The sequence below is a fragment of the Cobetia sp. UCD-24C genome, assembly GCF_001306765.1.
Lineage (GTDB): Bacteria > Pseudomonadota > Gammaproteobacteria > Pseudomonadales > Halomonadaceae > Cobetia > Cobetia amphilecti.
Genome location: NZ_LJTD01000001.1, coordinates 161,270 through 174,819, shown reverse-complemented (window position 1 = coordinate 174,819; position 13,550 = coordinate 161,270). Strand labels below are relative to the sequence as shown.

The 13,550-nt window shown below is 66.3% G+C and carries 11 protein-coding genes; 9 read left to right on the top strand and 2 right to left on the bottom strand.

The window, feature by feature from the left end:
• Positions 1 to 69: 69 nt before the first annotated feature.
• From pabC to AOG28_RS00685, 9 genes are all read left to right on the top strand, one after another.
• Positions 70 to 960 (top strand): aminodeoxychorismate lyase, encoded by an 891-nt coding sequence (gene pabC, locus AOG28_RS00725; RefSeq protein ID WP_082388112.1) that lies wholly within the window; start codon positions 70 to 72, stop codon positions 958 to 960.
• Positions 961 to 1,032: 72 nt separating this feature from the next.
• Positions 1,033 to 2,034 carry an endolytic transglycosylase MltG gene (mltG, locus tag AOG28_RS00720; RefSeq protein WP_200906710.1) on the top strand — a complete coding sequence of 334 codons (1,002 nt, stop codon included), beginning with the start codon at positions 1,033 to 1,035 and terminating at the stop codon, positions 2,032 to 2,034.
• Between the two features lie 99 nt (positions 2,035 to 2,133).
• Positions 2,134 to 2,883 carry a dTMP kinase gene (gene tmk / locus AOG28_RS00715; RefSeq protein ID WP_082388155.1) on the top strand — a complete coding sequence of 250 codons (750 nt, stop codon included), beginning with the start codon at positions 2,134 to 2,136 and terminating at the stop codon, positions 2,881 to 2,883.
• Positions 2,880 to 3,905, top strand: a complete 1,026-nt coding sequence (locus AOG28_RS00710) for a DNA polymerase III subunit delta' (RefSeq protein ID WP_054555003.1) — start codon at positions 2,880 to 2,882, stop codon at positions 3,903 to 3,905. Before tmk ends, AOG28_RS00710 begins: the two co-directional genes overlap by 4 nt.
• Positions 3,906 to 4,204: 299 nt before the next feature.
• On the top strand, positions 4,205 to 4,555 hold the full coding sequence (locus AOG28_RS00705; RefSeq protein WP_054555002.1) for a PilZ domain-containing protein: 351 nt from the start codon (positions 4,205 to 4,207) through the stop codon (positions 4,553 to 4,555).
• 110 nt (positions 4,556 to 4,665) lie between these two features.
• Entirely contained in the window at positions 4,666 to 5,499 is an 834-nt protein-coding gene (locus AOG28_RS00700; protein ID WP_043331890.1) for a TatD family hydrolase, read from the top strand.
• 42 nt (positions 5,500 to 5,541) lie between these two features.
• Complete coding sequence (locus AOG28_RS00695; RefSeq protein ID WP_054555001.1) at positions 5,542 to 6,156, top strand: DUF1285 domain-containing protein; 615 nt, start codon at positions 5,542 to 5,544, stop codon at positions 6,154 to 6,156.
• Positions 6,157 to 6,262: 106 nt separating this feature from the next.
• Positions 6,263 to 8,812: an ATP-dependent helicase gene (locus AOG28_RS00690; RefSeq protein ID WP_082388111.1), complete on the top strand. Its 2,550-nt coding sequence runs from the start codon at positions 6,263 to 6,265 to the stop codon at positions 8,810 to 8,812.
• A 131-nt stretch (positions 8,813 to 8,943) separates the two neighbouring features.
• Positions 8,944 to 9,885: a sulfurtransferase gene (locus AOG28_RS00685; protein ID WP_082388110.1), complete on the top strand. Its 942-nt coding sequence runs from the start codon at positions 8,944 to 8,946 to the stop codon at positions 9,883 to 9,885.
• 112 nt (positions 9,886 to 9,997) lie between these two features.
• Here AOG28_RS00685 and AOG28_RS00680 read toward each other — a convergent pair whose 3' ends face one another.
• Positions 9,998 to 11,233 (bottom strand): dicarboxylate/amino acid:cation symporter, encoded by a 1,236-nt coding sequence (locus AOG28_RS00680; protein WP_054555000.1) that lies wholly within the window; start codon positions 11,231 to 11,233, stop codon positions 9,998 to 10,000.
• 227 nt (positions 11,234 to 11,460) lie between these two features.
• Positions 11,461 to 13,104, bottom strand: a complete 1,644-nt coding sequence (locus tag AOG28_RS00675; protein ID WP_054554999.1) for an electron transfer flavoprotein-ubiquinone oxidoreductase — start codon at positions 13,102 to 13,104, stop codon at positions 11,461 to 11,463.
• Positions 13,105 to 13,550: the final 446 nt, after the last annotated feature.

Below are 13,550 nucleotides of genomic sequence, written 5' to 3'. Positions count from 1 at the left end.
CGCGTTTGTCTGTGGGGCGTCACTGCTTCGCGTGTCGTGTCCGCAACCGTTCTCTGGAGGGCTGTACCGATGACGACTGATGCCTCTGGCAGCAAGAGCTCAGATGACCGGGCCTCTGATGAAAGGAGCGCTGACGACAAGCGTGCTCTTGCGGCGCTCGCCGCCGATCTGCCCAGTGATGACCGTGGCCTCGCCTATGGCGAGGGCGTGTTCGAGACGATTCTGGTGCGTGAGGGCCAGCCGCAGCTGTGGTCCTGGCACGAGGCGCGCCTGAGGCGCGGTTGTCAGCGTCTGGGAATTGCAGCGCCTTCGTCAGCTGAGCTGGCGGGCTGCCTGGCGGTCTGCCAGGGCGAGGGGCTTGAAGTGCTCAAGCTGATCGTCACCGGCGGCTCCGGCGGGCGGGGCTACAGGGCACCTGAGTCACCGGAGACGCGCTTGCGGGCACGCGCGACGCCTTTTGCGGTCAATCAGCAGGCGCGGCGTGGCATCACGGCGCGGGTCTGCGAGCTGCGTGTGGCCGAGCAACCGGCACTGGCGGGGCTCAAGCACCTCAACCGGCTCGAGAACGTGCTGGCGCGCCGTGAGTGGAGCGACACGGCCATCAGCGAGGGCCTGTTGCTCAATGCGCAGGGCGAGCTGATCGAGGCCACCAGCATGAATCTGGCCTGGTATCGTGACGGGCGCTGGTTCACGCCGTGTCTTGATCGTGCCGGGGTCGAGGGCACGCTGCTGGCGGCGCTTGAGGCCGAGATGACGTTCGAGCGAGTGCGTGAGGGGCTTGAGTCACTCGCGTGGGCCGAGCAGGTCGTCGTCATGAATTCCGTGCAGGGCGTCTGGCCGCTGCGCACCCTGCTCAAGCCTGATGACGCGATTCTGGCTGAGTGGAAGGATGAGGCGCATCCGGCGCTGGACGAGTTGAATCACACTGTCGCGCGCTTGCTGGGCGAGCCCGCGAACTGACGGAAGACGATGAGCGTCAGCAGGCATGCCTGTGCGGTCGTCGCCTTCGCCATGAAGACTGGAAACCTGATTATGCGAGTGTTCAAGATCCTCCTGATGCTGGTAGTGCTGGCCGTGGCTGCGGGTGTGGTGGGCTTTCGTTATTGGCAGGCGCAGTTGCTGTCACCGTTGGCGATCGAGAAGGAACAGCTGTTCGAGGTGCCCAAGGGCGCCAGCCTGACCAGGGTGGTGAGCGAGCTCGAGTCACGGGGCATCATCGAGGCGAGCTGGCCGTACAAGGTGTGGTCGCGCCTCGAGCCTGAGGCCGTCAATGGCCTGCGCGCCGGTGAATTCCGTCTCACGCCGGGCTTGAACGGTCGTGAACTGGTGGCGCTGCTGTCCAGTGACGATGTGGTCAGCTATACCTTGACCGTGCCGGAGGGCTGGACATTCGCCCAGATGCGCACTGCCATGGATGCCTCGCCCAAGCTTGAGCACACGACTCGCGACATGAGCGATGAAGAGTTGATGGCGGCCGTCGATGCAGAGGGCGAGAAGCCGGAAGGGCGCTTCTTCCCGGACACCTACCGCTATCACAAGGGCGTCAGCGACCTCTCGCTCTACAAGCAGGCCTATAGCCGCATGAGCAAGACGCTGGAGGAAGTCTGGGCCGGGCGAGACGACGACCTGCCGATCACCAGCGCCTACGAGGCGCTGATCATGGCGTCACTGATCGAGCGCGAGACCGGCGCCCCGGAAGAGCGCGACGAGATCGCCGGTGTCTTCAAGCGTCGCATGGAGCGCGGCATGCGCCTGCAGACTGACCCGACCGTCATCTATGGCCTGGGCAAGGACTATGATGGCTCGCTGTCGCGTGCCGATCTGCGCAAGCCGACGCCCTGGAATACCTACGTGATCACCGGCCTGCCGCCGACGCCGATCGCGATGCCCGGGCGCGCCGCGCTGGAAGCGGCGGTGCATCCCAAGGAAGGCGATACCTACTACTTCGTCGCCAAGGGTGAGGGTAAGCATCACTTCTCGCGCACGCTGCGCGAGCACAACAATGCCGTGCGCCGTTATATTCTCAATCGGTAATGCGTGGCGAATGAGCTGAAACCCGTGTGGCGAACAGGGTCTGCCATGCTGCACGGGGCTTTCGTCGCGAGTCATCTGCTGTCTGAATCAGGAAACATCATGTCTTCACGTCCGAGCGCATCAAGCACGACGTCTTCTCGCCACGCCGCCAGCGCGGCGGCCACCCAGGCTTCGCCCGCTGGTCGCTTCATCACGCTGGAAGGCGGTGAAGGCGTCGGCAAGAGCACCAATGTCGCCTTCGTGGTCGCCGAGCTCGAGGCGCATGGCCTCGAGGTCGTGCGCACGCGTGAGCCGGGTGGCAGCGAGCGAGCGGAAGCCATTCGCCAGTTGTTGCTGGACCCGGCGCCGGCCGAGTCGCTGAGTGATGATGCCGAACTGCTGTTGATGTTTGCCGCGCGTGCCCAGCATCTGGCCGCGACCATTCGGCCGGCGTTGGCGCGCGGTGCCTGGGTGGTGTGCGATCGTTTCACCGACGCGACCTTTGCCTACCAGGGCGGTGGCCGCAACCTGCCGTTGGCCGACATCTCGGCGCTGGAATCCCTGGTGCAGAAAGGCTTGCAGCCGGACCTGACCCTGCTGCTGGACATGCCGGTCGCGGCGGCACGTGGCCGTCTGGCCGCTCGCCGCGCCGAGACCGGCGAAGGCGCCGACCGCATCGAGCAGGAAGCCGAGCAGTTCTTCGAGGCGGTGCGTGTCGGCTATCACATGCGTCGTGACGCCGACCCCGAGCGCTTTGCCACCATCGATGCCGGTCAGTCGCTCGAGGCCGTGCAGGCCGATATCGCGGCGGTACTGGCGGCTCGCGTGGCGGCCTGGCAGGCGAACACTCCCATGGATGAGCAGCCATGAGTGCTTCAGACGTCAGCAGTGGTGTCACGCTTTCGAGCTTCTCGCCGCTGCCGTGGCAACACTCGCTGTGGCAACACTTCACCGCGGTGCACGACAACGGTCGCCTGCCGCATGCGGTGATGCTCAGCGGGCCGTCGGGGCTTGGCAAGCATGAGCTGGCCGATGCGATGATCGCCCGCGTGCTGTGTCGCACCGCCCAGGGCAAGCCCGGCGCGGCGGCCTGTGGCGAGTGTCATGGCTGTCATATGCTGGCGGCGGGGCATCACCCTGATCTGATGGCGGTCGCGCCGCAGGATGTCGGCAAGATGATCCGTATCGACCCTATCCGTGAGGTCAATCGCTTCGTCTCCCAGACGGCCCAGCAGGGTGGTTACCGCGTCATCCGTCTGCAACCGGCGGAGTCGATGAACATCGCCTCGGCCAACGCCTTGCTCAAGAGCCTCGAGGAGCCCGGCGCCAATACGCTGTTCATTCTGCTCAGCGACATGCCGTCACGGGTGCTGCCGACCATTCGCTCGCGCTGTCAGCAATGGCCGCTGGTGATTCCGCCCGCCGAAGAGAGCCTGCCGTGGCTCACGCAGCAGCTGGGCGAGGATGCTCAGGCCCTGCTGCGCATGGCGGGCGGTCTGCCGCAGCTGGCGGTGCGTCTTGGCGAGGCGGAGCAGCGCCAGCTGCGTCAGGCCTTGCGCGAGCTGTTCGATGCGCTGGTGCGCGGTGGCGAGCCGGTGGCCGAGGCGTGGCGACTGGAGCGCCAACCGCTGGCGCAGGTGCTGTGGTACGGTATTGCCTGGCTGGAAGACCTGATTCGCATGGGCCTGTCCGGCAACGCCAGCGACCTGCGTGACCCCAGTCTTGAGCCGCTGCTGAGGCAGGCGGTCAAGAACGGTCGCACCCAGGACTGGTTCAAGCTGCTGGACTTCGCCCGCGAGCAGCGTCGTCTGCTGGCCGCGGGCGGCAACCCCAACCCTCAGCTGGTGCTGGAAGCCTGGCTGGTGCGTTGGGCCGCCTTGCTGCGCTCCTGAATGCGCAGCTGGCTTTTTTCTGGCGTGATGGCCCGAGTGAAGGTCTGAGCTTCTGGCGTGAAGGTCTGAGCGAAGAGCTGAGGAAATGGCTGAGCGATGCCCGCGTGGAAAGCCACGAGGCTGCGCGAGGCAAGGCGGGCAGGCTAGACTGAAGCCAGCCAGGCCGCTTGCTCGCCTTGCGTCAGATAACAGCAGGCAATGGCCGAAGAATACGCATTGATACGCAGCGTGAGCCCTCATGTGAGCGCTGACGCTCGTCACGGGACTGCTTGTGCCGGGAGACCGGCCGGAGGTGAAGGATGGATACCGCTCCACAGCAAGGCCAGAAGGCGCTCTCGCTGACCATTCGTGATCAGAAGACCCTGTTGGCCGCCTACATGTCGACCCTCGTGCGCGGTGGCATCTTCGTGCCGACCACCGAGCGCTACACCATGGGCCAGGAAGTCTATCTGCTGCTGACCCTGCCTGAGGAATCCGAGCGCATTCCGGTCACCGGGCGCGTGGTATGGATTTCCCCGCAGGGCGTCAGTGGCCGGCGCATTGCCGGGATCGGCATCCACTTCAGTGAAGAGGACCGCCAGGTGCGCGATCATATCGAGAACCACCTGGCCGGTATGCTCGGCAAGGGTCACGCGACCTATACGCTGTAGCGCGAGCGCAGCGTCGCTTCATCATCTCGACCGGCAGTGCCATGAGCGCCCGCCGGTCGAGCACGTTTTTCGCCGCGCAGCGCGTGGCCATCAGTAGTGAGAGTTTCCGGATGTTTGTCGATTCGCATTGTCACCTTGATCGTCTGAAACTGGAAGAGCACGGCGGCAGCCTCGAGGCCGTGCTGGACGCCGCGCGCGCCCGTCACGTGCACCAGTTTCTCGCCATTGCCGTCACGCTCGACGATGTGCCCGAGATCTCGGCCATCGCCCAGCAGCATGAGGATGTGGTGATTTCCGCCGGTGTGCATCCGCTGCATCAGGTCGACCCGGAACCCACGGTCGAGGACATCAAGAAGTGCGCCGAGCGCTTCGGCGCGGTGGCCATCGGCGAGACCGGCCTCGACTATCACTACGAGAGCGTCAGCCGCGAGCTGCAGTACGAGCGTTTCACGCGCCATCTGATCGCCGCGCGTGAGCTCGAGCTGCCGGTGATCATCCACACCCGTGAGGCGCGCGAAGACACCTTGGCGTTGATCAAGCAGCACACGGACCCCGCTGTCGGTGGCGTGCTGCACTGCTTCACTGAAGATCTCGACATGGCGCGCATCGCGGTGGGCCACGGCTTCATGGTCTCCATCTCCGGTATCGTCACCTTCCGCAACGCCGAACACGTCCGCGAGCTGGCGCGCGCCATCCCGCTGGACCGCCTGTTGATCGAGACCGACAGCCCCTATCTGGCGCCGGTGCCGTACCGTGGCACCTCCAATGTGCCGGGCAATGTGGTCGAGGTCGCCGAATGCATCGCCGCCGAGCGCGGCATCACCGTCGATGAACTGGCCATGCAGACCACTGCCAACTTCTATCGCCTGTTCCGCGCCGCCGCGCCGGAAGCGCCGGACAACGTTCGCGAAGCGCTGGCCAGCAGCGGTATGCTCATCGATTGAGCGTGGTACCCCGCATGATCTGACCACCAGGGAGGGAACGTCATGAATCCAGCCGCCATCCTCACCCAGCTGGGCGACAAGGCCACCAGCGGCAAGGCATTGCCGCCGGTGGATCAATGGCACCCGGCGCATTGTGGCGAGATGGACCTCGTCATCTGCGCCGACGGGCGCTGGATGCACGAGGGCACGCCCATCGGCCGTGCGCGACTGGTGCACATGCTGTCGCGTGTCCTGCGCCGCGAGCCCGATGGCAGCTACTGCCTGGTCACGCCGGCGGAGAAGGTCACCATCCAGGTCGAGGACCGCCCCTTCCTGGCGGTGGACTGCTCCCGCGTCGAGAGCGATTCTGCGCCGACTGAGCTCGGACAGGCAGAGCCTCAGCCGGACGTCTGGCAGCTGGTCACCGATCAGGGCGATGTCGTGCGACTGGAAGGGGAGACCTGCCTGACGCTGAGCGAGACGCCGGACGGCCTGTGGCTACCAGAAGTGGCGGTGCGCTTCGGGCTCGCCGCGCGGCTGCACCGCAATCTCTACTATCGGTTGCTCGAGAGCGCCGAGACGCATGAGCAGGAAGACGGCAGCCTGACACTCGGCTTCATGAGCGGCGGGCGCTTCCAGATTCTGGGACAGCTGGCGGCCGATGAGGTCGAGGTCTGAACCTGTCTGAGCTTGTCTGAGCTTACCGTCTTCCGCTCTCTCTTTCGTATGCCCCTCGCGTTCTGCTTCGCTCCTTTTCTCTCGCCGTCAGCCATTGCAGGTCTTCATGTCGTCACCACTTCCTCCCATCGAGCCCGACAGCACCGCAACCTCCGGGCCAGATGTTGCAGCATCGCCACTGGCGCTAGCCGTCGATCAGCTGACGCAACGGCTGACGGATCAGCAGCGCGCCGTGGTGGCGCATCGTGGGAGGCATGCGCGGGTAGCGGCGGTGGCGGGCTCGGGCAAGACCACCACGCTGGTGGCGCGGGTGCTGAGCCTGCTGGCGGAAGGCATTCCGGCTCAGCGGGTTCTGGTGCTGATGTTCAACCGCTCGGCGCGCGAGGACTTCGTCGCCAAGCTGGCGCAGTCGGCCCCGCCGGGCACACGGCTGCCCGATATCCGCACCTTCCACTCCATCGGCCATCGCCTGACCACCACCCTGGTGCGCTGGGGCAGCCTCGAGCCGCGCGAACTCATCCAGCAGGACTGGGCGTTGGAGCGTCTGCTCAAGCAGGCCGCCCAGCGTGCGCTGGGCGATGCCGATCGCGCCGATCGTGAGGCAGCGCTGGAAGGCGAGCGCCTCGAAGCGCTCGCCCAGTTCTGTGATCTGGTCAAGGCCGAGATGTGCGAGCCGACGCTGCTGTATGAGCGCATGAATCTCGGCGAGCACACCGGCCATTTCGTCGAGTCCTTCGCTCAGCTTGAGCAGCTGCTCGAGCAGTACGGCCAGATGACCTATGCCGATCTGCTCTACCGGCCGCTGCGTCAGCTGGAGAAGGAGCCCGAGACCCGCGCGCGCATCCAGGGGCATCTGCAGCACGTCATCATCGATGAGTATCAGGATATCAATGAGGCGCAGCAGCGCATGCTGGCGCTGCTGGCGGGCGCACCGTCCGGCGAAGCGTCGCCCGGCCAAGCTTCCTCGCCCGGCGAAGCGTCGCCCGCAGCCTCCGGCGCCTTGGCAGAAGTCATGGCCGTGGGCGATGCCAACCAGTGCATCTACGAGTGGCGTGGCGCGCGGCCTGACTACATGCTGACGCGCTTTGCCGAGAGCTTTGCCGCGCCGCTGGATTTCCCGCTCAGCTACACCTTCCGCCACGGTCATCGTCTGGCGCTGGCGGCCAATCACGCCATCGCCGCCAATGCGCGCCGCCCGGACCAGCTGTGTCTGGCCGCGCCCGGCACGCCGGCGACGCGCTTGTTCGAAGGCCAGGGCGCCGCCAGTCTGGTCGCGGCGCTCACGGCCTGGCGAGAGTCGGGGCGCAGTGGCGCCGAGGCCGCCGTGCTGGTGCGCAGTTGGGCGCTGTCGGTGCCGGTGCAGTTGCAGCTGCTCAAGGCCGGCATTCCCTTCCGGCTGGGGCAGGGGGATCGCTTCGTGTTCCGTCTGCCGCTGGTGCAGGCGCTGGCGGGCTATCTGGAGCTGGCGCGTGATGCCACGCGTCTGCGCGACCCGGCGCACCTGCTGCTGCTGTTCACCCAGCCCACCGCCTTCGTCGCGCGCGAGCGCCTCGAGCGCCTGTGTCAGCAGCTGGCCGACAGCCAGCGCTGGCCACGCAAGGAAGACCCTATCCTCGAGGGGCTCAAGCCGCTGCAACGCCGCAACCTGCACAAGCGCTGGAAGCTGTTGTGCGATCTGCCCTCGCTGGGCGATTGGGCGCCTGCGCGACTGCTGCGCCATGTGGTCGATGAGCTGGAGGCCGACAAGGTGCTGCGCCGCGCCGCGGCCCGGCGTGACAAGGGCGAGGAGGATGTGCGCCTGCTGGATGTGCTGATCGAGCAGGCAGGGGAACTGGCCAATGACCCCGACGCCTTCATCAATCTGCTGCGCAATCCGGTCGAGGACGCCGCCGACGGCGTGCTGATCACCACGGTGCACGGGGCCAAGGGGCTGGAGTGGCCGCTGGTGGGGCTGTGGGGCATGAACGAGGAAGACTTCCCGGCCTACTCGCGTGACAACCCGCTGTCGCCGGAGCGCCTCGAGGAGGAGCGACGCCTGTGCTACGTCGGCGTGACGCGTGCCCGCGAGCAGCTGCACCTGTGGCGTGACGGTGGCACGCATACGCCAAGCCGCTTCCTGGCCGAGCTGTGCGTGGAGGACTGCACTCGCCTCGGCGACTGGATTCACGGTGCCGGCAAGCGCGCCAAGCTCGCCCGTCTGCAGGCCGAGGACGGCGATGAGGCCGCCCGCGAGTCAGCGGACGGAAGCGACGAGCGCCTGCGTGTGGCGGCACCGGCGCTTGGTGAGGCCTATCTGGCACGGCTGCCACTGGCGCGTCACGGCATCACACCGCCGACGCTGGAAGCGCTGCCGAAGAAGGTCGCAAAGTCCCCGGGCAAGCCGGCCAGCAAGTCGGCTGCGCAAGGCCAGTCCAGCTCGGGCGGCACCTATGCTCGCGGCGCTCGACAGGGCAATCGCTCTCCACGCGGCGAGCCGGCGGTGCTGCGACGCGTCGGTGATTGGGAAGTCGGTCAGCGCTTGCGTCACGAGAGCTTCGGTGAGGGGGTGATCGAAGAGGTCTCCGGCAATGAAGCCAATCCGCTGATCGAGGTGCGCTTCGCCGATGGCAACAAGCGCCGCCTGATTGCCACGCGTGCCCCGCTGACAGCCTTGTGACCCTTGTGACCCTTGTGACCCTTGTGACAACGGACTTGAGACTCGGGCGACAAGGCAGCGCGATTGCCAAGCCTTGCGCCGAGCACCATCATGCCTGCAGCGCATCTTCGTCTGCCTGAAAAGGAGTTCCCATGGCTCAGTATCCCGATCCTGCCGCATTGGCGGCAGCCTCCGTCTCCGCCTCATCGCTGCTGGTGCCGGACCAGCGCCAGGCGCCCCTGATCGATGCCAGCCAGCTGGTGACCCAACTGGCGATGGCGGGCCTCAAGTCGCCCGTGGTGCTGGATTGCCGTGCGCGTCTCGACGATGGAGAAGCCGGCGAGCGTCTGTGGCGTGAAGGCCATCTGCCGGGTGCCATCCATGTCGATATGGACCGCGATCTGTCGGCCGCCGTGCGTGAGGACGGCGTGGGCGGGCGGCATCCGCTGCCGTCACATCAGGCGACGGCCGAGCTGTTCCGCCGCCTCGGCATCACGCCCGAGCAGCAGGTGGTGGTCTATGACGACATGGGCGGGCAGATGGCGGCGGCGCGGTTGTGGTGGATGCTGACCTGGGCCGGGCATCCGGATGTGCGCTTACTGGATGGCGGCATCCAGGCCTGGAATCAGGCCATGGGCGAGCTCAAGCGTGCGCCTGCCCAACCGGTGAGCCCTACACCCAGCGACTGGCAGCCGAGCTTTGATGACAGCCTGCTGGTCAGCGCCCAGGAGGTGGCCGCCACGGATGACAGCTTGCTGGATGCCCGCGGCGAGGCGCGTTTTCGCGGTGAGCAGGAGCCGGTCGATCCGGTGGCAGGCCATATCCCCGGCGCATTCTGCCGACCGACCCCCAGCAATCTGGAAGCCAATGGCCGCTTCAAGGACCGCATGAGCCTGATGCGTGAGCTGCGCAGTCTGCTGCCGGCGCAGGGTGAGGTGATCGCCTATTGCGGCTCCGGCATCAGCGCCTGCCAGAACATCCTGGCCTTCGCGATCGCGGGGCTGCCGCTGCCGCGCCTGTATGCCGGCTCCTGGAGCGACTGGATCAGTGATCCCGCGCGTCCGGTCGCCACCGGTGAGGCCAGCGAGAAGTAGCCGCACGCGCCAGTGCGATGACGGCCTTTCAGACACGACAACGCCCGCCAGAGGTTTCTCTGGCGGGCGTTGTCGTCTGTGGGGCGCTTTGCCTGACTCTTTGTGTGCGTGCTTACGCTTGTGTCTTGGGCTCAGCGGCGGGCTTGCGCGAATCGAAGCGCTCCAGCAGGGCGGCGTTGGCGCAGTTGCCCATCACGTTGAGGGCGGTGCGCAGGCCATCGGTGAAGCGGTCCACCCCGGCGACCACGGCCACACCTTCCAGCGGCAGCCCTGCCGCGCCCAGCACGGTGGTCATCGCGACCAGCCCCGCACCCGGCACGCCAGCTGTCGAGAAGCTGACCAGCAGGCCGGTGGTGAACACGGTGATCACCAGCGAGGTGGTGACATCGATGCCGAACAGCTGCGCCACGAACAGCGCATTGAAGCCCTGCAGCACGGCGGCACCGTCACGCTTGAGCGCCGTGCCGAAGGGCAGCGCGAAGCTGGCCAGGGATTCATTCATGCCGTAGTCGCGGGCATTGCCCAGCGCCAGCGGCAGGGTCGCGCCGGAGCTTGCGGTACCGAAGGCGAAGCCCAGGCTCTGGCCGAAGTGGCGCACGAAGGCCAGCGGGCGGGCACCGGTGACGGCCAGCAGCACTAGATAGAGCAGTGCCATCAGCGCCAGCGCGATGATCAGGCCGATCACGTACATGCCCAGGCGCATCAGCAGGTCCAGCCCCTGGGTGGCGATCACCGAGGTGATCAACGCGAAGACCCCCACCGGCGCCAGCTTGAGCACGAAGGACAGCACCTTGAGGCTGACGGTGTAACCGCTCTCGATCACGCGATGCAGCGGCGCGCTTTCCTCCGGCAGGGCGCGCATCGCCAGCCCGATCAGGGCGGCCGCGAAGATGACCTGCAGCAGGCCGCCGCCACCCAGCGCGGTGAAGGGGTTGTTGGGCACCAGGCCCACCAGCCACTGAGCGATGCTGTCGGCGTTGCGACCTTCAGGCGCCGAATCCACCAAGCTCTCGGCGCCGCTGCCTGGCGTCAGCCAGTGCGCGACCAGCATGCCCAGTGTCAGCGCCACGGCGCTGGTGACCACGTAACTGCCCAGCAGGCGCCCGGCATGGCGACCGACGTCGGCGCCGCCTTCGCGGTTGGTCAGGCTCATGATCAGGGCGCCGAACACCATCGGCACCACCACGAATTGCAGCAGGCGCAAGAAGATCTGGCCCACCGGTGTCAGCAGGTGGCTGTCGAGCCAGGCGACGCTGCCCTCGGGCAGAGCGCCTGCCCCGGCGTTCAGGGCAAGGCCGCTGAGAATGCCCAGCCCCAGGGCGAGCAGTATCTGGCGTGTGACGGACATGGTGGCTCCGAAGCGATGGCGTGAGTCTGAATTCGAGGGAGGCTAATGTGCTACCGAGAAGCTGTTATATCAACAATCGCTTTGAGATTGTTTTGGAATAACACAAGAAGCACTTACGGGGCGCAAGGCTTCCGCGCCTGCGGCGCTGAGGAATGAGGAGGAGCAGACACGACAACGCCGCCACGGCAGAGCCGCGGCGGCGTTGTCAGCTGGCGGGCAGCAGGGGCTTACATGTTGGGGTAGTTGGGGCCACCGCCGCCTTCCGGCGCGACCCAGGTGATGTTCTGCGCCGGGTCCTTGATGTCACAGGTCTTGCAGTGCACGCAGTTCTGGAAGTTGATCTGGAACTGCGGCTCACCGGCCTCCTCGACGATCTCGTAGACACCGGCCGGGCAGTAGCGCTGGGCGGGCTCGGCGTAGCGCGGCAGGTTGTCACGCACCGGAAGCTCCGGGTCGGACAGGCGCAGGTGGCACGGCTGGTCTTCCTCGTGATTGGTGTTGGAGAGGAACACCGAGGACAGCTTGTCGAAGGACAGCTTGCCGTCCGGCTTGGGGTACTCGATCTTCGTGCACTCAGCCGCCGGGCGCATGCGCGCGTAGTCCGGCGTGGTGTCATGCAGGGTCGGCAGGCGGCCGCCCGTCAGCTGGTCGAGGAAGTTGTAGGCGCCGCCGAGGAAGGTGCCGTACTTGTGCATGGCCGGGCCGAAGCTGCGTGAGGCGTCCAGCTCCTCATAGGCCCAGCTGTCCTTGAAGCGCTTGCCGAAGTCGACCAGGTCTTCGCCGCCTTCGTCGCCGCCCTTGATGGCGTCGAACACGCTTTCCGCCGCCAGCATGCCGGACTTCATCGCGGTATGCAGGCCCTTGATCTTGGCGAAGTTGAGGGTGCCGGCGTCACAGCCGATCAGCAGGCCGCCCGGGAAGCTCATCTTGGGCAGGCAGTTGAGGCCGCCCTTGGCGATGGCACGCGCCCCGTAGGAGACCCGCTTGCCGCCCTCGAGATGGCGGGCCAGGGTCGGGTGCTGCTTCATGCGCTGGAATTCATCGAAGGGCGACAGGTACGGATTGTCGTAGGCGAGATCGACGATCAGTCCCACCACCACCTGCTGGTCATCGGTGTGATAGAGGAAGAAGCCGCCTTCGGCGTTGCCCTTGAGCGGCCAGCCGCTGCCGTGCACCACCAGCCCCGGCTGGTGCTGTTCGGCGGGCACATCCCACAGCTCCTTCAAGCCGATGCCGTAGTGCTGGGCATCCGCTTCGCTGTCGAGCGAGAAACGCGAGATCAGCTGCTTGCCCAGGTGGCCACGGCAGCCCTCGGCGAACAGGGTGTACTTGCCGCGCAGTTCCATGCCCGGCATGTGGCCATCCTTCTCGCTGCCATCGGCGGCCACGCCCATGTCGCCGACCACGATGCCGCGCACCGTGCCATCCTCGCCATGCAGCACTTCCTGGGCGGCGAAGCCCGGGAAGATCTCGACGCCCAGCTCCTCGGCCTGCTCGCCCAGCCAGCGCGTCAGGTTGCCGGCGCTGATGATGTAGTTGCCGTCGTTGTGCATGGTCCTGGGGACCAGTGCATTGGGGATGACCTGCGCTTTCTGGTCATCCTTGAGCAGCACGACCTCGTCACGGGTGACGGCCGTATTGAGCGGTGCGCCGCGCTCGGCCCAGTCGGGGAACAGCTCGGTCAGTGCACGCGGTTCGAGCACGGCGCCGGACAGGATGTGCGCGCCGACTTCAGAACCTTTCTCGACCACGCAGACCGTCAGTTCCTTCTCGGCCGCATTGGCCTGCTGCATCAGTCGGCAGGCCGCCGCCAGGCCGGAAGGGCCGGCACCGACGATGACCACGTCGAAATCCATGAATTCGCGTTCCATGACCCGTCTCCTCAATCTTTGCGCCGTCAGGGCCCCGCGGATCCGGCGGGGCGGGCGTGTCACGAACGACCATGGCCGTTCGCTGGGCAGTGGACCTCCGGCGTGGCGTGCGTCAGGGCACGACTCGTCGGAGTGAAAATAGGGGTGCGACTCACGCTGGTACGCCATGTCCTGCACGGACGATCGGCCGCTCGACACAAGGCGCTGGCGCGAAGCAGCCGCATAGCATGCCGCAACAGTAGCATTTAAAACGACCGTTTGTTTATTATGCTTGGGTCTGACGTAATAGCCACCGGGGGCGTTGCAGGAAATCGCCCGATGGGTTTCACGCTCGGGCGTGTTGAGAGTGATTGTCAGGTTTGACCCCGGCAATCAATTCTGCGCAAGATGCCCGCATGAGAATGGCGGCGCCCGGACAGTGAAAACCACGCCGGTCTGGCTGACTT